The 23,454-nt window shown below is 49.1% G+C and carries 22 protein-coding genes; 19 read left to right on the plus strand and 3 right to left on the minus strand.

Going from position 1 to position 23,454, the window contains the following annotated elements:
* The first annotated feature begins 153 nt into the window (after positions 1-153).
* The 7 genes from AAHB90_RS06530 (at position 154) to AAHB90_RS06560 (ending at position 6,532) form a co-directional block, all read left to right on the plus strand.
* Positions 154-1,806: a UxaA family hydrolase gene (locus AAHB90_RS06530; protein ID WP_342084400.1), complete on the plus strand. Its 1,653-nt coding sequence runs from the start codon at positions 154-156 to the stop codon at positions 1,804-1,806.
* Positions 1,807-1,851: 45 nt separating this feature from the next.
* Positions 1,852-2,625, plus strand: coding sequence for an SDR family NAD(P)-dependent oxidoreductase (locus AAHB90_RS06535; protein WP_342084134.1), 774 nt, complete (start codon positions 1,852-1,854; stop codon positions 2,623-2,625).
* Between the two features lie 269 nt (positions 2,626-2,894).
* Positions 2,895-3,758, plus strand: coding sequence for a fumarylacetoacetate hydrolase family protein (locus tag AAHB90_RS06540; RefSeq protein ID WP_342084135.1), 864 nt, complete (start codon positions 2,895-2,897; stop codon positions 3,756-3,758).
* Between the two features lie 3 nt (positions 3,759-3,761).
* The gene (locus AAHB90_RS06545) at positions 3,762-4,592 is read left to right on the plus strand and encodes an amidohydrolase family protein (protein WP_342084136.1); all 831 of its coding nucleotides are present in this window, start codon (positions 3,762-3,764) and stop codon (positions 4,590-4,592) included.
* 6 nt (positions 4,593-4,598) lie between these two features.
* Positions 4,599-4,928 carry an L-rhamnose mutarotase gene (locus tag AAHB90_RS06550; RefSeq protein ID WP_342084137.1) on the plus strand — a complete coding sequence of 110 codons (330 nt, stop codon included), beginning with the start codon at positions 4,599-4,601 and terminating at the stop codon, positions 4,926-4,928.
* Between the two features lie 38 nt (positions 4,929-4,966).
* Entirely contained in the window at positions 4,967-5,749 is a 783-nt protein-coding gene (locus AAHB90_RS06555) for an endonuclease/exonuclease/phosphatase family protein (RefSeq protein ID WP_342084138.1), read from the plus strand.
* A 3-nt stretch (positions 5,750-5,752) separates the two neighbouring features.
* Positions 5,753-6,532, plus strand: coding sequence for a (Fe-S)-binding protein (locus AAHB90_RS06560; protein ID WP_342084139.1), 780 nt, complete (start codon positions 5,753-5,755; stop codon positions 6,530-6,532).
* Between the two features lie 53 nt (positions 6,533-6,585).
* On the opposite strand, the gene AAHB90_RS06565 is transcribed toward AAHB90_RS06560, so the two are convergent.
* Positions 6,586-6,981 carry a hypothetical protein gene (locus tag AAHB90_RS06565; RefSeq protein WP_342084140.1) on the minus strand — a complete coding sequence of 132 codons (396 nt, stop codon included), beginning with the start codon at positions 6,979-6,981 and terminating at the stop codon, positions 6,586-6,588.
* A gap of 241 nt (positions 6,982-7,222) precedes the next feature.
* Here AAHB90_RS06565 and AAHB90_RS06570 point away from each other — a divergent pair, with 241 nt between their 5' ends.
* From AAHB90_RS06570 to odhB, 9 genes are all read left to right on the plus strand, one after another.
* Positions 7,223-8,599, plus strand: coding sequence for a lactate utilization protein B (locus tag AAHB90_RS06570; RefSeq protein WP_342084141.1), 1,377 nt, complete (start codon positions 7,223-7,225; stop codon positions 8,597-8,599).
* 3 nt (positions 8,600-8,602) lie between these two features.
* Entirely contained in the window at positions 8,603-9,190 is a 588-nt protein-coding gene (locus AAHB90_RS06575) for a LutC/YkgG family protein (protein ID WP_342084142.1), read from the plus strand.
* Positions 9,191-9,196: 6 nt separating this feature from the next.
* The gene (locus tag AAHB90_RS06580; RefSeq protein WP_342084143.1) at positions 9,197-9,712 is read left to right on the plus strand and encodes a GNAT family N-acetyltransferase; all 516 of its coding nucleotides are present in this window, start codon (positions 9,197-9,199) and stop codon (positions 9,710-9,712) included.
* A gap of 46 nt (positions 9,713-9,758) precedes the next feature.
* Positions 9,759-10,469, plus strand: coding sequence for a (d)CMP kinase (cmk, locus tag AAHB90_RS06585; RefSeq protein ID WP_342084144.1), 711 nt, complete (start codon positions 9,759-9,761; stop codon positions 10,467-10,469).
* Position 10,470: 1 nt separating this feature from the next.
* A complete protein-coding gene (locus tag AAHB90_RS06590; RefSeq protein ID WP_342084145.1) occupies positions 10,471-11,535 on the plus strand; it encodes an NAD(P)/FAD-dependent oxidoreductase in 1,065 nt (354 codons plus the stop codon).
* Positions 11,536-11,551: 16 nt separating this feature from the next.
* Complete coding sequence (locus AAHB90_RS06595) at positions 11,552-14,767, plus strand: hypothetical protein (RefSeq protein WP_342084146.1); 3,216 nt, start codon at positions 11,552-11,554, stop codon at positions 14,765-14,767.
* A gap of 99 nt (positions 14,768-14,866) precedes the next feature.
* Positions 14,867-15,796, plus strand: a complete 930-nt coding sequence (locus AAHB90_RS06600; protein ID WP_342084147.1) for a PorP/SprF family type IX secretion system membrane protein — start codon at positions 14,867-14,869, stop codon at positions 15,794-15,796.
* A gap of 113 nt (positions 15,797-15,909) precedes the next feature.
* On the plus strand, positions 15,910-18,672 hold the full coding sequence (locus AAHB90_RS06605) for a 2-oxoglutarate dehydrogenase E1 component (protein WP_342084148.1): 2,763 nt from the start codon (positions 15,910-15,912) through the stop codon (positions 18,670-18,672).
* Between the two features lie 47 nt (positions 18,673-18,719).
* Positions 18,720-20,297 carry a 2-oxoglutarate dehydrogenase complex dihydrolipoyllysine-residue succinyltransferase gene (odhB, locus tag AAHB90_RS06610; protein ID WP_342084149.1) on the plus strand — a complete coding sequence of 526 codons (1,578 nt, stop codon included), beginning with the start codon at positions 18,720-18,722 and terminating at the stop codon, positions 20,295-20,297.
* A 65-nt stretch (positions 20,298-20,362) separates the two neighbouring features.
* On the opposite strand, the gene AAHB90_RS06615 is transcribed toward odhB, so the two are convergent.
* Positions 20,363-20,689, minus strand: a complete 327-nt coding sequence (locus AAHB90_RS06615) for a nucleotide pyrophosphohydrolase (RefSeq protein WP_342084150.1) — start codon at positions 20,687-20,689, stop codon at positions 20,363-20,365.
* 71 nt (positions 20,690-20,760) lie between these two features.
* The gene (dtd, locus tag AAHB90_RS06620; protein ID WP_342084151.1) at positions 20,761-21,213 is read right to left on the minus strand and encodes a D-aminoacyl-tRNA deacylase; all 453 of its coding nucleotides are present in this window, start codon (positions 21,211-21,213) and stop codon (positions 20,761-20,763) included.
* Positions 21,214-21,397: 184 nt separating this feature from the next.
* Between dtd and AAHB90_RS06625 the strand changes: the two genes are divergently transcribed.
* The 3 genes from AAHB90_RS06625 (at position 21,398) to AAHB90_RS06635 (ending at position 23,454) form a co-directional block, all read left to right on the plus strand.
* A complete protein-coding gene (locus AAHB90_RS06625; protein WP_342084152.1) occupies positions 21,398-21,793 on the plus strand; it encodes a DUF6934 family protein in 396 nt (131 codons plus the stop codon).
* 68 nt (positions 21,794-21,861) lie between these two features.
* The gene (locus AAHB90_RS06630) at positions 21,862-22,020 is read left to right on the plus strand and encodes a hypothetical protein (protein WP_342084153.1); all 159 of its coding nucleotides are present in this window, start codon (positions 21,862-21,864) and stop codon (positions 22,018-22,020) included.
* Positions 22,021-22,026: 6 nt separating this feature from the next.
* Positions 22,027-23,454 (plus strand): L-serine ammonia-lyase, encoded by a 1,428-nt coding sequence (locus AAHB90_RS06635; protein WP_342084154.1) that lies wholly within the window; start codon positions 22,027-22,029, stop codon positions 23,452-23,454.

A 23,454-nucleotide genomic window follows, 5' to 3' on the forward strand; every position in this document is an offset into this window, starting at 1 on the left:
GTAAAAGAGAAATATATGCCAATATAGTTGAAAAATTTGCTAATGTCTGAGTTCATTGTATTCAAATAATTCTGTTGTTTTGCTGATATATTCTATTTGGCATCGTTGAAAACCAGATGGATATACCAGATTACCATTCACCTGAACATTAATATGGCGTCCCAATTCCTGAAAGTTCACCCTTCCGACAATGTCATCGTTGCACTGCGCGATCAGCCCGCAGGTGCGGACGTGACGTACGAGGGGAATCTCTACAATCTTCAATACGGCGTTTCGGCCAAGCACAAATTCGTTACGGAAGACATTGATACCGGCGGCGCCATCATTATGTACGGCGTGCTTGTTGGCAGGGCTACCCAGCCAATCAAAAAGGGCGAGCCGATCACGACATTCAATCTGAAACACGACGCCCACGATTACAGTACGGCGAATCGTCAGCCATACTCTTACACGCAGCCAGACGTAAGCCACTGGCAGAAGCGGACTTTCAAAGGTTACCACCGCGAGGACAGCCGCGTTGGAACTTACAACTACTGGCTGGTTGTGCCGCTGGTGTTTTGCGAAAACCGCAATGTGCTGATTATGAAGGACGCATTCGAGCGGGAGCTGGGTTATGCGCAGACTGACATCTACCGTGACCAGGTGCGCGAATTCCTGCATTTATATCAGCAGGGCGACATGCGGACGATCAAAAGTCTCGAAACTTTCATGGACGCGCCGGCTGCGAAGAAGAAACCGGAACGGCCGTTCAAAAATGTGGATGGAGTTAAATTCCTCACACATGAAGGCGGTTGCGGCGGCACGCGTCTGGATGCCAACACATTGTGCTCGCTTTTTGCGGCCTACGCGGTTCATCCCAATGTGGCGGGTATCACGGTATTGAGCCTTGGCTGCCAGAATTCGGAGCTGAAAACGCTGGAAGACGAAATCCGCAAGCGCGATCCGCATTTTAACAAGCCATTTTTTGCATTTGAGCACCAGAAAGGCACTGAATACTCCTTGATGTCAGGTGCGATCAAGGAGACGTTCATGGGTTTAACCAAAATCAATGAATTCGAGCGCTCCGATGCGCCGCTTTCCAAACTTTCGGTAGGCTTGAAATGTGGCGGTTCGGATGGTTTCTCGGGTATTTCGGCAAACCCGGTGCTGGGGCACCTTTCTGATTTGGTCGTAGGACTGGGCGGACAAACGCTTCTGGCCGAATTCCCTGAACTGAATGGGGTCGAGCAAGAGCTCCTGAATCGCTGCGTAACCGAAGAAAAAGCCGCAAAATTTGAAAAACTGATGCGCGACTACGCAGGCAAAGCAGAAGCAGTAGGTTCCGCATTTGCATTCAATCCGTCACCGGGTAATATTAAGGACGGTTTGATTACTGACGCCATTAAATCCGCCGGTGCAGCCAAGAAAGGCGGCAATGCTTACGTATCCGATGTTTTGAACTACACTGAACGTGCGACGGAATCAGGATTGCACCTCGTGTGTACGCCGGGTAATGACGTGGAAGCAACCACGGGTCAGACAGCCGCAGGCGCTAACATTATCCTTTTCACCACCGGCCTTGGCACACCAACAGGTAACCCGATCTGCCCGGTAGCGAAAGTAGCAACCAACTCGGCACTTGCGCAACGCATGCCGGACGTCATTGATTTCGATTGCGGTCCTGTCGTGGATGGTACGCAAACCATTGAGCAGAACGCCGAGGCATTGCTCGAATATGTAATCAAAGTGGCAAGTGGAGAGCTCACCAAAGCGCAACAGCTTGGTCAGGATGATTTTATCCCATGGAAGCGCGGAGTTTCATTATAATTATTAATAACCAGGGATTTAATCCCGGGCTTTAAGCAAATATCTATGTTTGATTTAACAGGAAAAACAGCACTGGTAACCGGCGGAGCGAGCGGGATCGGATTGGCGATCTCTAAAACTTTCGCGAAACAGGGGGCTTATGTGCACATTCTGGAACTCAATATTGATCTGGCCAACCAGGTGGTGAGTGAAATCATTGCGGAAGGCGGACAAGCTGAGGCACACGCACTGGACATCTCCAAGCAGGCGGATGTCGTCAACATTATCAACGCCATTGCGGCGAACCGAAAGATCAATATCCTGGTCAACAACGCGGGCATCGCGCACATCGGCAAGGCGGATACGACCGCTGAAATCGATTTCGATCGGGTAATTAATATCAATGTCAAAGGCGTTTACAACTGTCTGATGGCCACGATTCCGCATTTGAAAGCCAATGGTGGAGGTGTTATTTTGAACATGGCTTCGATTGCTGCAACAGTAGGAATACCCGACCGCTTTGCTTATTCTACTGCAAAGGGCGCGGTTTACTCGATGACATTGTCAGTTGCCCGCGATTACCTGGCCGACGGTATCCGTTGCAACAGCATTTCGCCGGCGCGTGTACATACTCCTTTTGTGGATGGTTTTATTTCAAAAAATTATCCTGGTAAAGAGCAGGAAATGTTCGAAAAACTATCTAAAACCCAGCCCATTGGCCGTATGGCGAAGCCTGAGGAAATCGGTGCGCTGGCATTATACCTGTGCTCCGATGAGGCAGGCTTTATCACCGGCTGCGATTACCTGATCGACGGCGGGTTTGAGAAGTTGAATAATTAGAGGCAGTAGGCTTTAAGCCTTAGGCTGTAAGCGATGTCGCGTACACATGTTAAATAAAATCTAAAGCATATTATTCATTATGACGGTAAGATATCTCAATTGCTTATAGCTTTAAGCCTTAGGCCATAGGCTGTAAGCGATGTTGCGTACAAGTGTTAAAGCAAAATCTAAAGCATATTATTCATTATGACGAAGATATCTCAATTGCTTATAGCTTATAGCTTACAGCCTAAGGCTTAAAGCATTCTTCCGTCACAAATATCTCTTACATGAAACTTTTCCGATTTGGTGCATTTGAAAATGAAAAACCGGGCGTAGAATTGGCCGACGGTACGAAGCTGGATGTTTCGGCATTTGGTGAAGATTATAACGAGAAGTTCTTTGCAACCGATGGTATTGCCCGCCTGAAAAGCTGGTTGGACACCAATGCGGCTTCCGCCCCGAAAGTAGAAGATGGTTTCCGTTACGGTTCCTGCGTAGCGCGCCCTTCGAAAATCGTATGTATTGGAATGAACTATGCCAAACATGCCTACGAGTCGGGTGCGACTGAGCTGCCGAAAGAGCCGATAATTTTCTTTAAATCAACTTCTGCATTGTGCGGGCCTTTTGATCAGGTTATTATCCCGAGAAATTCGGAGAAAACCGACTGGGAAGTGGAACTGGCCGTGGTGATTGGTAAAAGGACAAGTTATGTCGAGGAAGCCAATGCATTGGATTATGTCGCCGGTTACGCCGTTCACAACGATTATTCGGAACGGGCGTTCCAAATGGAGCGTGGTGGACAGTGGGTGAAAGGTAAAAGCAATGACACTTTTGCACCGCTGGGACCCTACCTGGTGACTTCCGATGAAGTGGGTAATGCCAATGACCTCGACCTTTGGCTAAGCCTGAATGGCAAGAAAATTCAGGATAGCAACACTTCGGACATGATATTCCAGATCCCATTTCTGGTAAGCTACCTGAGCCAGTTTATGACATTGCTTCCGGGGGATGTCATCACAACAGGCACACCAGCCGGCGTTGGATTGGGTATGAAGCCTCCGGTTTACCTGAAACCGGGCGACGTGGTAGAATTGGGTATAGAAAAATTGGGCTCGCAAAAGCAGGAGGCGATTGCCTGGAAGGCGGTTTAAGGTATGACAATAGACGCCCATCAACATTTCTGGATTTACGACGAGGAGCGTGATTCATGGATCACTCCCGATATGCAGGTTATCCGGAGGAATTTTCTGCCGGAGGATTTGTGGCCCGTACTGAAAGCCAATAAGGTCGATGGCTGTGTGGCCGTTCAGGCTTCGCAGACCGATTCGGAGACGGAATTCCTGCTCCATCTGGCCGAAGCAAATGATTTCGTCAGAGGTGTAGTGGGCTGGGTCGATCTTCGGGCGGTGAATCTTTACGAGCAGCTCGAAAGGTATTCGCAGTTTGAAAAACTGAAAGGTTTCCGCCACGTGGCGCAGGGACAGCCGGAAGGCTTTTTGCTGCAACCGGAGTTTATCAGGGGAGTAGGCCAACTGGTGGCGTTTGATTTCACCTACGACATTCTGATTTACCAAAACCAACTGAAAGAAGCCTACAATTTTGCGGTAAGGTTGCCCCATGTACATTTTGTGCTGGACCACATTGCCAAGCCACTGATCAAGGTACAAGAGTTGAAACCTTGGGCCGATGATATTCACCGGCTTGCCGAACTGCCGAACGTACACTGCAAGGTGTCCGGGATGGTTACCGAAGCAAACTGGCTGCATTGGGAGAAAGCGGATTTCCGGCCCTATCTGGATGTGGTTTTCGAAGCATTCGGCACGGAAAGGATCATGTATGGCTCCGATTGGCCCGTATGCCTGGTTTCAGGCGAGTATGAAGGTGCGAAAGGCATTCTGACCGATTACCTGACCATGTTCTCAGACGACGAGGTGCGGGATGTAATGGGAAATAATGCCAGAAGGTTTTACAATCTCGATATTTAATACGATATGAAAAGATATTGTCTTGCGGTGGACCTGGTCGATGATCCGCAAATGATTGCGGAATACGAGGCGTATCACAAAAAAATCCAGCCGGAAATTCACAAGAGCATTACCAGCGCCGGCATCACCGTCATGGACATTTACCGGGTCAGTAACCGCTTGTTCATGATCATGGAGACGGAAGACGATTTCAGTTTTGAAACAAAAGCCCAAATGGACGCCGGCAATCCGAAAGTACAGGAGTGGGAGCAGCTCATGTGGAAGTATCAGCAGGCATTACCCACTGCGAAACCAGGCGAAAAATGGGTATTGATGGACCAGATATTTGCCCTCTAAGAAGAAAGGTTGAAGTGATGAACTAGCATTCGAACAGGTTGAGTAGATTATTTTACGCGTTATCCATCCTTGTTTTATCATTTGCATTGCTTTCATCGCAGCCACGCCAGGCTGTGGAAGTGAAGTTGATGAGTTTCAACATCCGGCATGGCCTTAATATCGAAGAAGAGTCGAATCTGCGGGATATATTAAGGATTATTAAAGAAAATGATCCGGATCTTGTGGCATTGCAGGCGGTCGACAGCCTGATGGACAAAGGGAAGGTACAGCACCAGCTAAGGCAGATCGCCGCGCAGACGGGCATGTATTACTCGTACGCTGTGGCCGACACCTCCGAAAACGGGACGCAGGGCATAGGCATACTTTCTAACTGGCCGTTTGAAAAAACGCAGGTGATCAACCTGCCGCGGACCCCCGGCTCGGACCCGAAGGTATTGCAATGCGGATTGATCAGACTGTCCAGGTCGGTAACCTTCCGGTTTTGCAACTCCCGGCTTGAATACGCCTCTGTCATGGACCGTGCACTGCAGGCCGCTTACATAAATCAAATGCTCGTCAACAGCGTCCAGCCCGTGCTTTTGGGCATGGATATGGGCGCAAGACCGACTGAGCAGCCTTATTTTTCGTTCCGTAAAAAATGGCAGGACGCTGCCCATGGGTCCCAAATGCAAACCTGGAACGAAGGTTTACCGGGTGACCGGCTCGATTACATCTTTGCCCTGCTCAACAACAGGGTTCGCATCAAAAACTACAAGGTTATCAGGAATTATCCGGAGGTTTCTGATCATTATCCCATTCAGGCCACCATTGAATTTTGGTAGAAAATGAATTACTCAAATTGGAAGATCGGATTATTTATTCCCTGCTATGTCGACCAGTTTTATCCCCAGGTAGGGATCGCTACGCTGGAATTGCTTGAAAAACTAGGCTGCACGGTCATATTTCCATTGAACCAGACTTGCTGCGGCCAGCCGATGGCCAACTCCGGATTCGAACATCTCTCACGCTCTTGCGACAATCTTTTTTATGATCTTTTCAAAGATTGCGATTATGTGGTGTCTCCGTCGGGAAGCTGTGTGTTGCATATCAAGGACCATTTGAAGGCAGATCACCGGGCCGACGAATCGAAAGTCCTCAGAAAGAAAGTATACGAACTGGTCGAGTTTCTGACTGACGTTTTGAAAATAGACCACATTGACGCGGAATTCCCCCATCGGGTGGGCCTGCACCAGGGTTGCCATGGGCAGCGCGGGCTGTATTTGTCGCAGATGTCGGAGCTGAACGCAGAGCCTTTTTCGAAGCCCGTATCGTTGCTCAAACAGGTCAAAGGAATTGAGCTGATCGATCTGGACCGAACCGATGAATGCTGCGGCTTTGGCGGAACGTTCTGTGTGAGTGAAGAAGCGGTGTCGGTGAAAATGGGTAAGGACCGTGTGGCAGACCACATCCGGCACAATGCAGAGTACATCACTGGCTCTGATATGAGCTGTTTAATGCATTTGGGCGGCATTCTTAGGCGCGGCAATTCCAATGTACAGGTAAAGCATATCGCCGAAATCCTGAATGCGAGTATCAAAAAACAAGAACCGGAGCCCATACATTGAGCCCCGGTCTATACAAAGTTTACGGATGTTCAGAATCTGAGAAGCGCCCGTTGTTAGTTAATTGAAGAAACAACGCGGCTGGTTGTAGTCAAAATATCAAACGATTGTGCTGCCTTCTCTTTACCATCCGTGATTTCGAACGTGTAAGTACCGTCCATCAGGGTTGATAAGTCGAAGTATTTCAGATAGTTGTTTTCAACGCGTCTGTTTTCTGAAAAAAGAACATTTTTCTCGTTGTCCAGAATACGCACAACTACATTCTTTGAAATTGGATTATTATAAGAAACACGGAATTGCAATGGTTTAACCTGCAGAACAGTCAGCTTCGTAGAAGCGTTTACAGTTTTGTCTGCGGTAGCGAAGTTGTTCTGGGCATTTGAAGTAAATGCCGATCCTGATAGCAGCAAGCCAGTCAAGGCTGCGATAATAAGAGTGTTTTTGGTTTTCATAGGAGTTAATATTTAAATGTCTAAAAAAAGTTAAACTGAACTTAATTCAGACTCCGATGCCCCGATCGAAAAACTTTGTTGATTCAAAAGTATAAGATATTGCAATACAAGAAAATAGCATTTTTTCGATTTGTAAAAAGTTGTTTATTAAACAAACTGCAAACTTGAAATAGTGCAATGAATGTGAAAAGTACAATTCTTATTCTTCTTTAAATACCATTATCTAATTGTTAAGGCAGCTATGTCCAAAACAGTAATGGAGCACGCGGAAGCTTCCGAGGTGTTCAACAGAGACGAACCTTACGTAAACTGGCATGACGAAACCCTTTGGTTCGTACGCCAGAAGCGCGATAAATCATCCAAACAACTACCCGAATGGGAGCAACTTCGCGAGGCTGCTTCGGGCATCAAGAACTATGTGCTCTCGCATTTGGACGAGTTGCTAGTTTCTTTTGAACAGAAGGCGCAGGAAAATGGCGTTCAGGTGCATTGGGCTGCCAATGCGGCCGAACATAATGAAATCGTACTCGGGCTTTTAAAGAAGCATAAGATCGACAAGATGGTCAAAAGCAAGTCGATGCTCACCGAAGAGTGCCATATGAACGAATTCCTGAGTAAAAACGGCATTGAAGTGATCGACACCGATTTAGGTGAACGCATCGTACAGCTGCGCAACGAGCCGCCGAGCCATATTGTGCTTCCGGCAATCCATTTGAAAAAGAAGGATATCGGCGATCTTTTCCATGAATATCTGGGCACCGACGCCGGGGCCACCGACCCGCAGTACCTTACCGAGGCGGCCCGTCAACATTTACGCGATAAATTTCTAACCCGCCGTGCAGCGTTGACAGGCGTCAACTTCGCCATAGCCGAAACGGGCGGCTTTGTGGTCTCGACCAACGAAGGCAACGCTGATATGGGCGCGCATTTGGCCGACATTCACATTGCCTGCATGGGTTTTGAAAAGATCATTCCCAAGCAGGAGCACCTGGGCGTATTCCTGCGGCTGCTCGCCAGAAGTGCCACTGGTCAACCTATTACGACTTACAGCAGCCACTTCAAACGGCCTCGCGAAGGGCAGGAAATGCATATTGTGATCGTCGACAACGGTCGCAGTACGCAGCTGGGAAGAAAGGATTTCAGAAATTCCCTGAAATGCATTCGCTGCGGGGCATGTATGAACACCTGCCCGGTTTACAGAAGGAGTGGTGGGCATAGCTATCACAATGCCGTTGCAGGTCCGATCGGATCTATTCTTGCGCCTAACTTGGATATGACCAAGAATGCCGACCTGCCGTTTGCGAGCACATTATGCGGCAGCTGCTCAAATGTGTGCCCGGTTAAAATCGATATTCACGACCAGCTATATAAATGGAGACAGGTGCTTGCAAAAGAAGGTTATGTTCCAAAAAGCAAGGAAATGGGTATCCGGGCTATGTCGACCGTACTGGCCGCACCGCGGTTTTACCAATGGTCGGGCAGACTGGGGCGGACGGTAATGCGGGCGATTCCTTTCATGGTTAATAACAGCCTGAACCCGTGGTACAAGCAGCGCGATATGCCCGAGCCGCCAAAGGAAAGTTTCCGCGACTGGTATGTTCGTAACCGAAAAAATTAGACGATGAGCTCACGAGAGAGAATATTGGCCCAGATCCGGCAGAACAAACCAGAAGAAGTGGCCCTGCCGTTGGTTACGACTTTCGCCAGCGGTTTTGATAGTACCGAAGACAAATTCCGCGAGATGCTGGCGGCGATTTATACGGAAGTAATCGTGGTCAAGAACCTGGAAGAGCTCTTGCGGAAAGCGGAAGAACTTTACGGGAATGTGGTAAATCGCGCCACGACCATCCCCGCACTGAGCGCCTGGGCGGATTTCAGCCTGAACGTTTCCGATCCGCACGAGCTGGAAACGGTAGAAATTGCTATTGTACAAGCCGAGTTTGGCGTGGCCGAAAATGGTGCCGTTTGGATTTCCGACCAATACCTGCCGCACCGCGTTTTACCATTTATTACCCAAAACCTGGCCTTCGTGATCCCGCGTAACGCGCTGGTGAACAATATGCATGAGGCTTACGTGCGCTTGCAGGACACATTGGGATGGGGTTGTTTTATTGCAGGTCCGTCAAAAACTGCTGATATTGAGCAATCGCTGGTCATCGGCGCGCACGGGGCGCGCAGTATGGTGATCTTCCTGCTCGAAGGCGAGTAGCATGGTATGGACCAACAGGTAACACTCAGACCGTTCACAAGAAATATCGCCGAAAGGTTGGCTGAGCTGGCCAATAATAAGAATGTGGCAGCTCAGGTGAGGGATAATTTCCCGTCGCCATACACGCTCTCAGACGCCCATTACTGGATTGATTTCTGCAATGGGCGCCACAGTGGCGAGAGCTTTCACCGTGCTATCTATTATCATGAAGAATTTGTAGGCGGAATAGGCGTGTTGCGCCAGGAAGACATTCACCGCAACAACGCCGAGATAGGCTACTGGCTGGGCGAGCCTTACTGGGGGCTGAACATCACTACCGATGCAGTTATACAGATGACCGAGTGGATTTTTGCCAATACAACCATTATTCGGCTTTTTGCCGGGGTATTTGAAACTAACCCGGCGTCGATGCGCGTGTTGGAAAAAGCCGGTTACAAACTTGAAGCCATTCACCGAAAGGCCATTACCAAAAATGGTCAGTTTCTGGACGAACATTTGTTTGTGAAGCTAGCCGGGGAATGAGCTTTAAAAATGTATTTTTACGCTCTGTAAAATTACACGTTCCAATATGCCCAAGATTATCGTTGCGATCGACGGTTTTTCGAGCTGTGGTAAATCCACGACTGCGAAACTGGTTGCCAAGCAATTGAATTACCCTTACATCGACACAGGCGCGATGTACAGGGCCGTTACACTGTATTTTATCCAGAACCATATAAGCCTTACCAATCCGAAGGAAGTGGAAAACGCCTTGTCGAAGGTACATATCACCTTCCGCCGGCATCCGGAACTCGGGCGCAACGATACGTACCTGAACGGGCTCAATGTTGAGGATGAGATCCGAAAAATGTACGTTTCCGAAAGGGTAAGCGAAGTGAGTGCAATCGCCGAAGTACGGCACGCATTGGTAGCACAGCAGCAGCGGATGGGTAGGACCAAGGGCATTGTAATGGACGGTCGCGACATTGGTACTGTCGTGTTTCCCCAGGCAGAACTGAAAATTTTCATGACTGCCGATCCGATGATCCGTGCGCATCGGCGGCAGTTGGAACTGATGGAAAAGGGCGATATTGTCGATTTGGGAGAAATCCTTGAAAACCTCAAAACGCGCGACCATATCGATACACACCGTGCCGAAAGCCCACTCCGGCAGGCCGAGGACGCCATCTATATTGACAATTCATTTATGACCCTCGACGAGCAGGTAGAAATGGTTGTACGCCTTGCCGACGAGCAAATCGGGTTGTCACTCAGACGTCGAGCTGCCGATAAAGACTAATATGCAGCAATTTGATTACGATTACCTCATTATAGGGCAGGGGATAGGCGGCACTTCGGTAGCATGGCACCTGCATCATCTGGGAAAGAGCTTTCTGATCGCTGGCGATTCTTCGATGCCTTCGTCTTCGCGTGTGGCAGCGGGTATTTTCAATCCGCTGACGGGCAAAAAGCTGGTCAAGACCTGGCTGGCCGATGATCTTTTTCCTTATGCCCAGTCCTTTTACGCAAATCTGGAAGACAAATTAGCGTGTAAGCTGATGCACCTTACGCCGATCTACCGGCCTTTCAGGTCGATCGAGGAGCAGAACACTTATCTTGCGCAAACGGCTGACCCGGGCATTCGCCCATACATCGGCGGCACTCCCGACCCGCGGACTGAGCTGCCTTATGTGCATGCGGATTTCGGAGGACTGGAAGTGGTTCAGTCGGGCTGGATCGACTTGCCGGCGTTACTCGATGCCAGCAGGTTGTATTTCAAGAATGAATATGTTGAATCGGTAGTCAATGCAACGGATCTTGTCCGGGAGGACGACTGTATTTTATGGAAAGGTAAGAAATTCAAAACGGTCATTTTCAGCCAGGGCTTTTTTGCTTTGGAAAACAACTGGTTCAATTGGCTGCCATTCACACCCGTAAAAGGACAAATCCTGGAAATCGTTCCGGACGTTCCCGTTAAACCCTACATTATCAACCAGGGAATATTCGCGCTGCCGGTGGCTGAGAATAGGATGAAAGTAGGGGCCACCTACTCGTGGGACCCGCTGGACTGGCAGCCCACTGACGCAGCGACAGAGGAGCTTGAATCCAAATTGAAAGGATTACTAAGTACCGGTTACACATTAGTAGGCGCCCAGGCAGGTATACGCCCGTCCGTGCGGGACCGCCGACCATTAATAGGCATCCACCCCGAATTTTCTAATGTCTCTATTTTCAACGGGTTAGGCACAAAGGGGGTGACGCTGGCGCCTTTTCTGGCAAATGAGTTTTGTAACCACCTGATTTACGGGAAAGAATTGAACCCGCTAGTGAATATAAAAAGGTATTTTTCGTTATATTTCCGTTGAAGACAGCCCAAGCAATATGAGCAGAAGATATATTTACACATTAGCCTTTTCGATCGGTCTTTTAGCGGTTTTTGGATTATTTACAGAGTCAGTAGCACAGCGCTATCCTTCACAGGAGACTTTTGGAAAGAACCGGGTCCAGTACAAGAAGTTTAACTGGAAGATTTTCCGGACCACCAACTTCGAAATCTATCACTACCAGGGGGGCACCGCGCTCGCGAAGCTGACGGCTCAATACGCGGAAAGCGAATTTGACAAAATCACTGACATTCTCGGTTGGACGCCCTATAACCGCGTCAAAATATTCCTTTACAACTCACCCGCCGAGCTCGAACAAAGCAATATGGGGCTTTCGGTGCTGGACAACCTCAGCGACCAGAAGCTAAACCTTTCGCAATCACGCGTGGAAGTGGCCTATACGGGCGATCAGATCGGTTTTCGCAAGAAACTCGTGCGGGATATCAGCCTGCTTTTCGTATACGATATGCTGTATGGGGGTAACATGAAAGAGGCTTTGCAAAGCTCATTGTTGCTTACCTTGCCCGAGTGGTTTATGTCGGGAACGGCAGCATACATTGCCGAAGGCTGGTCACCAGAGCTGAACGATTATATGCGCGATTTCTTTAAGAACCGCAACATTCGTAAGCCTACCCTTATGACGGGTGACGACGCCACGCTGATCGGGCATTCGATCTGGAACTATATTGCAGAGCGCTACGGAAAGGACAAGATCTCAGACATTCTCAACCTGACCCGCATCATCCGCACTGAGCAAACCAGTATCACCAGCACGCTCGGCGTACAATCCTACAACCGGTTCCTGCGCGACTGGCGGGCCTATTACCTGAATCAGACTAAGAACGCCGAGCAGTTTTATACAGATCCCAATCCGACCTGGAAATATAAGCTCAACGAATTCAATGTGACCGATGCCAGCGCGGTGATCAAGATTTCGCCTGACAAAAAATATACGGCTGTAAGTGAGATTAAGAATGGTCGCTATCGTGTGTATCTGTTTGATAGCGAGTCGGGTTCCAAGAAAATAATTCGGCAGGGTAAGCTTGATATTATCGGCGGCCGGATGAAAACACAGCCTCCTCTTTTGGGTTGGTCGAAAAACAATGTGCTGACGATCCTTGCCAACGAGAACGACAAGAAGAACCTGTACATGTATGAAAATGTAGGGACCAAGAAGATCAAGATCAAAACGAAGCGGAATATCCGCGGACTCGATCAGATTGTAGATATGGATGTGTCTCACGACGGCTCGATGCTTACGGTGAGCGCTGATAAAGCTGGTCAGAACGACATTTTCCTCATCAGTGTGGCCCGGGCTTCGGCATTGCCTTTGACCAATGATCTTTATGACGATCTTTCGCCCCGTTTCATCCAGGGGTCTTCACGGAGGGTTGTTTTCTCTTCTAACCGACCAGTCGATTCGCTGGGCAGGGGAGATAAAGGTAATTTCAAATCGATTGCATCTTCCTACACATTGTTTGAGCACGATGGCACACCAAGATCGGAGAACATCGTTAAGCTGGTTGAGTCGGAAGGAAAGGCCAAAGTAACGCCGGTATATGCTGACGAAAATGATGTGGTTTACCTTTCCAACGGCAAGGGTGTCAACAATCTTTATAAATACAACCGCGCTTCCCAAACCAGCTCTCAGCTGACAAATTATATCCAAAACATCCGAAACGCCGATGTGAACCTGAAAGCTGCGGGCGGAGCGTTGGCTTATACTTATCTGAATGACGGCTATTATACTGCCGCTTTTAAAAACGGTTTCGATGTTAATGCGACCGTCAATCCGCCATCGTTAACAGTTGCAAGCGCGGGTAATCCTGGTAATGCCGGCACGACCGGTGCTGCAAAGACCGACTCGGTCGCCAAAGCAGCACAGACTGAGCAGGCGAACAAGCTTGCGTTGAAGGAAGGCGAGGTCGATACCGATAATTATGAGTTCGATGAAGATGTCTTAAAATCGTTTGAATCGAGAAGAAACCGCGGCAATTTCCCGACTACACCGGGTGTGGCGCCGCGTACTAAGGCTGTTCGTGAAAATATTGCGATTAAAGGTCCATACAATTATAAAGGCTTGTTTATCACCAACGATGCCAGTTCAGATTGGCGAATCGACCCGATCCGTGGATTTGGCTACGCACAGTCCATTTCGATGAACGACTTGCTGGAAAACCACGTCATCAAGGCCGGAATCTTTATTTCTTCGAATTTTAGGAACAGCGATCTGTTTGCCGAATACAACAACAATACCTATCGCGTGGACTTCGGTTTGCGTGTGGACAGAAAGACGCTTTATAATGATTCGGAAGGTTTGATCCAGAAATACCGTTTCAACCAGCTGATGTTCACAGCGTCGTACCCATTCTCGACTACCAGCCGTTTCTCGGTATCGCCGATGTTCACATCTACCAGGATGATCGATGTGCTACTGCCTAATCCGGATTTGTCTTCAAACTACGGAGGTCTTCGCAGCGAATTTGTATTCGACAATACCCGTGTGAATGGTATGAATATGATGGAAGGAACGCGGTTCAAGCTGCGTTACGATTTGTACCAGGGTTTGAGTAATGGAAACGAGAGCTTCAACCGCGTGAGCCTCGACCTCCGTCATTACCAGAAAATACACCGCGACCTGATTCTGGCCGTGCGCGCGTCAGCCAGCCATTCAGGGGGCCGGGCGCCTAAGCAAAATATCCTTGGTGGTATGGAAAACTGGCTCGGTAACCGCAAGGAAAACCGCACCGGCGATAACCCGCTGAATTTTCAGCGCGACAATCGTGACATTTTCTTCGCTGATTTTGCGACCAACCTGCGTGGATTTAAATTGAACAGACTGTCAGGTACAAGCTACATGCTGCTCAACGCGGAACTGAGAATCCCGCTTGTAAAATACCTATATCGCGGTGCGATTACTTCCAGCTTCCTGCGTAATTTCCAGATTGTCGGCTTTGGCGACATTGGTACTGCGTGGACCGGCAAGGGGCCGTTCAGCGAGAATAATAGCCTGAATACCCAGATCATCGGGGATGAAAACGAGACTTTCCGCGCAACGGTCACCAACTATAAAAACCCTTACCTGATGGGCTATGGTGCCGGTGTGAGAACGACATTGTTCGGGTTTTATGCCAAATTTGATTACGCCTGGGGAGTGGATAACGGTTATACCAACAAGCCAATCCCTTACGTAACACTGGGTTACGATTTTTGATTGGATCAAACAGTATAAAAGTATTATTCAGGAGTTATAAAGATGGCAAGAGATTGACTCTCCTGCCATTTTTGTTTACAATAGTCCAAAATCAGTGCTATGTTTTTAAAGAACACACATCACTATTCGAGCAGGATTTTTCTTGCAGTATCATTACTAACAGGCAGCCTTGGCACGGCTAGCGCGCAGCGGGAAGTACTTTATGAACAATATGTTCAGAATCCGATGTCAATCAACCCAGGCTTCACCGGCGCGCGCGAAGACTTCAATATGACCGCCATTTTCCGCAGGAAGTGGTTCAACATTCCCAACTCGCCTACCAGCCAAACTTTTGCCGCGGACGGCACGGTCGCCAACGGCAAGTTAGGAATAGGTTTTCAGGCATTGAATGACCAGACCAGCTATTTTACAACGACTGGCTTCGTAGGCTCGTTTGCTTTTCATCTGGGCCTGTCCGATAGCTGGAAGCTGGGTCTTGGTGCTCAGGGAGGGATCAATGTGCTGCCGGTTTCAGACGGTACTTTCATCAGCAACAACCGGGCATTAGGCAGTTTCGGGCTTGGCGCCTGGCTTCGGTCCGACCAATTGTATTTTGGTATCTCTAAACCGGAAGTGCTCTCGCAGAAATTCGGAGACCAAGTCGTGGGTACCCTCTACCGCCGGCCTCTTTACATCACTGCCGGCGGAAGCTACGATTTAAGCGAAGACGTCATGATGCTGCCGCATGTGTTGTTTATTCAGGAAAAGGATCACAACCTCAGATTTGACATCGGTTCGCGGTTCTGGTTCAGGGAGAAAGTAGGGCTAGGCGCGTCTTATCGCGTGGGCGGAGGGTATAGTTCTATGTCGGCAAAAGTGGATTATTTGCAGTTAACGGCTGAGGTTCAGCTGGGACGAAACGTCAGACTGGGTTATTTTTACAGTACGCGACAGGCAGAACAGATCTATGCGTCGTATTCAGGCCCCAAGGGTATTCACGAGCTCATGCTGAAATTTATTCCTAATCCCAAAGGTTTTCAGAAATATTGATGTCACCAACCATTCCAAATCCTCTTTCAGGTTAAGTGAAAAGGATATTTTTATTCGTAATCTTTACATAACTCTCGTACCTTTGTGCCGTAAATGAAATACTCACTTTTGTGATGGATAAATACACTTATATAGCAAATTCCGACGCCGCTTATATTGAAGAATTGTACAATTCCTATAAGCAAGATGCCGCTTCCGTGGACGAAGGCTGGCAAAAGTTTTTCGAAGGTTATGATTTTTATCAAAAATTCCCTGTTACCGGCAACGGACACACCAATGGTTCTGCCAACGGTAAGGAGGCTGCGGTAGTTGGAAAATCGGATCCTACGCGCATCCGTAAGGAAATGGAAGTGGTGCATTTGATCCGCGGATATAGGTCGAGGGGGCACCTTTTGGCGACGACAAACCCGATCCAGAAAAGGAAGGACCGTCGCCCGCAATTGGACATTGCTGATTTTAATCTGGGACCTGAAGACCTCGATACCGTTTTTGAAGCTGGTGTTGAGGTCTTTGATCGTCCGGCCACTCTGCGCGAGATTGTCGACTCGTTGAAGACGATCTATGCGAGAAATATCGGTTTCGAATACCTGTACATCCGCGACCGCGAGCAAAAAAGCTGGTTGCGTAAAAAGATCGAAAAGGAAGCATTGACGATGACTTTCTCGATCGATGAGAAAAAGCACATTCTTTCGAAGTTGAACGAGGCGGTTGTGTTTGAAAACTTCCTGCATACCAAATACCTTGGACAGAAACGTTTCTCGCTGGAAGGTGGTGAAACGACGATCCCCGCGCTGGACGCGATGATCAACAAAGCTGCCGAAATGGGGGTGGTAGAAGTGATGATCGGTATGGCGCACCGCGGCCGCCTGAACGTGCTGGCCAACATCATGCAGAAAACCTACGGACAGATCTTCAACGAATTTGAAGGTAACCTGCCCGACCAGGTATGGGGAGACGGCGATGTGAAATACCACATGGGTTTTGCCAGCCAGATCACCACCAAAGACGGAAACAACGTACACCTGAAACTCGCTCCGAACCCATCGCACCTTGAGGCGGTCAACCCGGTAGTGGAAGGTTACATCCGCGCCCGCGCCGATGGTATGTACGACAGCGATTACGACCGCGTATTACCGGTATTGATCCATGGCGATGCTGCTGTGGCAGGTCAGGGTATCGTTTATGAGGTTACGCAGATGTCGGCCCTGAACGGCTACTACACCGGTGGTACCATCCATTTTGTGATCAATAACCAGGTTGGTTTTACCACCGATTTTGTTGATGCGCGTTCATCTATTTACTGTACGGATATTGCCAAAATCGTCGATGCCCCTGTGTTGCACGTCAATGGCGATGACCCGGAGGCGGTTGTATACTGCATGCGCCTTGCGGTAGAATACCGTCAGAAATTCAACAAGGACATTTTCATTGATATGGTTTGTTACCGCCGCCACGGACACAACGAGGCGGACGAACCCAAATTTACGCAGCCGGTCCTTTACAAATCCATCGAGAACCATCAGAACCCACGCGAAATCTACCAGAAAACATTGGCGGAACGCGGGGATGTGGATGCGCAGCTGGCGGCCAATATGGATAAGGAGTTCAAGCAATTATTGCAGGAGCGCCTTGACATGGTGAAGCAGAAAGCATTGCCATACACCATGCCAAAACTGGAACAGGAGTGGCACAGCCTGCGTAAATCCAAACCGGAAGATTTTGAAAAATCACCGGAAACGGGCGTACCTCTGGAGGTGCTCGAAAAGATCGGCAAGGCGCTGATCAGCACTCCTGAAAACTTCAACAGGTTGAAACAAATCGATAAGTTGCTCAAAGACCGTGAGCAAATGATCTTCGATAAAAAGGAAGTAAACTGGGCTACCGCCGAGCTGCTCGCGTACGGTTCGATCCTTACTGAGGGCAATATCGTTCGTTTAAGCGGTCAGGACGTGCAACGTGGTACATTCTCGCACCGCCATGCGGTTTTGCGCGATGTAGAAACCAATGCAGCCTATAACAGCCTGCAACACATTCAGGAGGGCCAGGGCCAGTTTATGATCTACAACTCGCTGCTTTCAGAGTACGGTGTTCTGGGTTTTGAATTCGGATATTCGATGGCCAATCCTAACGCACTTGTGATCTGGGAAGCACAGTTTGGTGACTTTGCCAACGGCACACAGGTAATCATCGACCAGTTCGTAACATCGAGCGAAACCAAATGGGACCGCTGGACGGGTTTGGTAATGTTGCTGCCTCACGGTTACGAAGGCCAGGGGCCGGAGCACTCCAATGCGCGTCCGGAGCGTTATCTGCAACTTTCGGCAAACTATAACCTGATCGTAGCCAACGTGACTACGCCGGCCAACTTCTTCCACCTGCTCCGCAGGCAGTTGAAGTTCCCGTTCCGCAAGCCGCTGGTGGTTATGTCGCCAAAATCCATGCTGCGTCATCCGCTTTGCGTTTCCCCGATCGAGAGCCTTGTAAGCGGTTCGTTCCAGGAAACGATCGGAGACACCTATGCAGATCCGAAAAAAGTGAAGAAAGTATTGCTTTGCACCGGAAAGCTGTACTATGAACTGTACGAAAAGCAACAGGCGGACAAACGCGACGACGTGGCGATCATTCGGTTGGAACAAATGCATCCGTTCCCACAAACGCAGATCGACGCGCACCTGAGCCAGTATGAAAATGCAAGCGTTTACTGGGTGCAGGAAGAACCATTCAATATGGGAGGCTGGACGTTCCTGCTTCGCATGTACAAAGGCGTCAAGCCATTGCAGGTAATCGCCCGCGAACCAAGTGCTTCACCTTCGACAGGGTTCTCAAAAATCCATACCAAGGAGCAGGCGGAAATCATCAACAGGGCTTTTGAATGATATTCCTATAATTTTTGACTTAATTCGATAACAAGATTGCACATAAAATGGCTGAAATTGAAATAAAAGTACCGCCCGTTGGCGAGTCGATTACCGAAGTTACGATAGGAAACTGGTTCAAAAATGATGGCGATTTTGTGAAAATGGACGAGGTGATCTGTGGGCTGGATTCGGACAAGGCGACATTTGAACTCACTGCGGAAGCAGAAGGTGTACTGCATATCAAAGCTCAGGAAGGCGATACGTTGAATATCGGCGACCTGATCGCTACCATCGATTCGGCTAATGGAGCCGCTCCGAAAGAAACTGCTCCGAAGGCGGAAGTGGCAGCACCTGCTGCGCCGGCACCAGCGGCAGAGCCTGCGAAAGCCGAGGCCCCCGCAGCACCAGTATCGACTGCGGCGACCGGCCAGGTTTACGAAATGAAAGTTCCTGCGGTGGGAGAATCTATCAGCGAGGTCACCATCGCTTCTTGGAGCAAGAAAGATGGTGACTACGTGGCTGTGGACGAAATCCTGTGCGAGCTGGAATCGGATAAGGCAACATTTGAGCTTCCGGCAGAAGCTGCGGGTATATTGAAAATTGTAGGAAAAGAGGGCGACACGCTCTCGATCGGTGCAGTTATCTGCACGATCGCGCAAACTGCCGGTGCTCCGGCGTCGGCACCTGCTGCTCCACAATCGGGCGCACCTGCTGCTGCGGCTTCAACCGACAAAGCTTACAGCGAGAAGCATGCGTCACCTGTTGCCGCGAAAATTCTGGCGGAAAAAGGGATCGATCCAAAAGATGTGAATGGTTCGGGTTCAGGAGGCAAGATCATGAAAGATGATGCATTGAAAGCAGAAAAAGCTGCTCCGGCACCTGCCGCCGCTGCACCTGCCAAGCCTGCCGCATCTGCCCCAGCTGCTGCGGCTCCTGCGGGCGCTCGCGCGTCGCGCCGCGAGAAAATGTCATCGCTGCGTAAAACCATCGCACGCCGTCTTGTGGCAGTGAAAAATGAAACGGCCATGCTGACCACTTTCAATGAGGTGGATATGAAGCCGGTGATGGATTTGCGGTCTAAATTCAAGGATAAATTCAAAGAGAAACACGAAGTAGGGCTCGGCTTTATGTCGTTCTTTGTGAAGGCGGTAACCGTCGCGTTGAAAGACTTCCCGGTTATCAATGCCTATATTGATGGCGAAGAGCTGGTATACAACGATTTCGCAGACATCTCAGTGGCTGTTTCTACGCCTCGCGGGCTGGTAGTACCCGTTATCCGCAATGCTGAAACGCTCTCGTTTGCGGCAATTGAGAAAGAAATCGTTCGTCTGGCGGTTCGTGCACGTGATGGAAAGCTTGGCCTTGACGAAATGTCCGGCGGAACATTCACGATCACAAATGGCGGTACATTCGGTTCGATGCTCTCGACACCGATTATCAATGCACCGCAATCGGCCATCCTGGGTATGCACAATATCGTGGAGCGCCCGGTAGTGGTGGATGGGCAAATCGTTGTTCGCCCGATAATGTATGTGGCTTTGTCATACGACCACCGCACGATAGACGGCAAGGATTCGGTAAGCTTCCTGGTTCGCGTGAAGCAGTTACTCGAAGATCCGATGCGTCTGTTGCTGGATATGTAATATTATCATTTCGGAAAATAGATAACAGAGCAGGCCCGGGTTTCCGGGCTTGTTCTGTTTGCAGGCTATTGTAGTTTTTTGTTCTGCTTGTGCCGGTCCTTGTCGCGGTCTGTTTTCTTGGCAAGGTTCTTTTCAAAGGCCTCAGTGAGATTAATGCCCGTTTGGTTGGCCAGGCAAATGAGTACCCATAGCACATCGGCCATTTCATCGCCCAGGTCCTTGCCCAAATCCGACTTTTTGAATGACTGATCCCCGTAGGTACGCGCCATGATGCGCGCGAGCTCACCAACCTCTTCGGTTAGGATTGTCATATTGGTTAATTCGGAAAAGTATCTTACGCCGTAGGTTTTGATCCATTGATCGACCTGGTCTTGTGCTTCCTGGATGGACATTTTAATTTTGAATGATTGAATGAGTGAATGAGCTGTGAGAGTGGGTGAATGTTTGTGGTAGATGCCTTGTTTTAGATTCTATTTTTAGAGTCGATCACAATGGTGACGGGGCCGTCGTTTAAGAGCCCAACTTTCATATCTGCGCCAAATTCTCCCGTTTGGACCGGCCGGCCTAGTTCGTTGTCTAGAAACGCGATCATTTTTTCATATATCGGAATCGCGACGTCGGGTTTGGCGGCTTCGGTAAACGATGGGCGGTTGCCCTTCTTAGTGCTGGCGTGCAAGGTAAACTGGCTGATGAGCAGAATGTCGCCGCCGACCGTTTTGAGATCAAGGTTCATTTTGTCTTCTTCATCATTGAATACCCTGAGCCCAATAATTTTCTTGCCGAGCCACTCAATATCCTCTTGTGTATCCTGGTGGGTGATGCCCAGCAGCACCATAAATCCCGTTTTGATTTCTCCTTTTATCTTTCCTTCAATGGTTACCGAGGCGCTGCTGACGCGCTGGATTACTGCAATCATGTTATGATGTATCAATGCTTTTGGATGAGGCAAAAGTACGCGGTATTATCTTAAAATAGTCCCGGTAGCTGTTGAAAAGCCGTTAGTTCAACCAATGCGGCCGTTTACATTTTTGAGAAGTATATCGTCGCGTACAACGCTTACATCAATAGCGAATTTAAGCATATCACACACTTCGTCATAGATGGACCAACCGCATTATGAATTTGAAACTACTGTTTCCGGGCACCTCTTCTCATTTATCAGCGAAGGAGAACAAGGTAGTATTGAGAAACGTGTCCAGTTTAGCCCGATGAGAGGCAATGTATTTAACCTGGCCTTTGGCGACTGGAATGAACTGGAAGGCAAAATCGATGACATGGTAGTGACAAACAATGGAGATATGGAACAGGTCCTGGCAACTGTAATCGAAATTACACGCTTCTTTCTTTCGGAAAATATCAAAATTTCCGTTTTCCTAACAGGCAGCACACCAGCTAGAACCCGGTTGTATCAGATGATTATTAACAAGAATCTCGACATTATCAAGGCCGATTTCGATGTAGCAGCATCTCGAAACGGGCATTGGCGAAGCTTTTAAAAAAATGTTAACTATGAATCATTCATGGTGTCTAAATTGTTCTAATTTTAAGAAAATCCTGACAGCTTATGAAAAAGGTTACTACGCCCATTTCGGCTCCGAAGCATAATCCTTCTCTGGACAAATGGGATGGTGTGGATTTGTTTCCAGAAAAAACTGCCAAAGCAAGGGAGATTCTTGCGAAGACTCCCTGGCCTCCCCGTGACGAAAAATCATCGTCCATTTAATACCTCATGACATCAGAACGTATTTCCGTTTTCGACATTTTTAAGATCGGCATCGGCCCGTCCAGTTCACATACGCTTGGGCCTTGGCGTGCCGCGCAGCAGTTTTTAACCACTATAAAAGAAAGGGGCCTGCTCGGAAGCGTAGAGCAGGTAACCGTGCACCTCTATGGCTCTCTTGCTAAAACGGGCAAGGGGCATGGCACCGATATCGCGGTGATCCTCGGCCTGAGCGGCTATGATCCGGTGACGATTGAGACGAGTTCGATAGACCGCATTCTGGAGGAGATTGCTTCGAGCGAGACGATCCAGCTGCACGGGGAAATGCAAATTCATTTTAATCCCAAGACAAATGTAGTCTTCCATAAAACCGAATCGCTTCCGTTCCATCCGAATGGGGTGGCCTTTTCGGCTATCTGCGCGGACGGACTGGTGCTGGAAGAAACTTACTATTCGATTGGCGGCGGTTTTATCATCCAGGAGGGCCGGGAGGCTTCGGGTAATGTGTTACCAGCGCCGATTCCTTATCCGATCGATGATGCGTCGGATTTGCTCAAATGGCACCGTGTTAGCGGCAAGGCGATCTGGGAAATAGTGCTGGATAACGAGCGGGTTTGGAGGGATGATACCACAATCAGAAAAGATCTGCTGAATATCTGGCGCGTGATGCAGGATAGCATTTTCCTGGGCTGCCAGCATAGAGGCGTGCTGCCAGGTGGGCTGAACGTGCAGCGGCGCGCAGCGGAGCTTAACCAAAAACTGCTGAAGGGCCATGCCTGCGCAGGTTGTGAGGAATGGGTCGAGCTGATCCGCAGCAGCGGTTCGGGCTTTAATTATACGCTCGATTGGGTCAGTTGCTTTGCATTGGCTGTCAATGAGCAGAATGCTTCTTACAGTCGTGTGGTGACGGCTCCTACCAATGGCGCAGCGGGTGTGATACCGGCGGTGGTGCAATTTCATGTGACCTTTTGCGGCGGTACAGAAGAGGATATTTTCAGATTTCTTTTGACGGCAGGCGAGATCGGAAGCATTTTCAAGAAAGGCGCGACCATTTCGGCGGCAATGGGCGGCTGCCAGGCGGAAATTGGGGTTTCTTCGGCGATGGCCGCAGCGGGACTGGCCCAAGTGTCGGGTGGAAGTGTTGAGCAATGCCTGATGGCGGCCGAGATCGCTATGGAGCATCATCTGGGGTTGACTTGCGACCCGGTGGCCGGATTAGTCCAGATACCCTGCATTGAACGCAATACCATGGGCGCTATCAAGGCGATCACCGCATCCCAGCTCGCATTGCAAAGCAACCCAGAAAATGCGAAGGTTTCCCTTGACAATGTGGTTAAAACCATGTGGCAAACCGCATTGGATATGAATACGCGTTACAAGGAAACTTCCGAAGGCGGACTTGCCGTAAATATCCCGATCAGTCTGAGCGAATGCTAG

The sequence above is a fragment of the Dyadobacter sp. OTU695 genome (assembly GCF_038440355.1).
Classification (GTDB): domain Bacteria; phylum Bacteroidota; class Bacteroidia; order Cytophagales; family Spirosomataceae; genus Dyadobacter.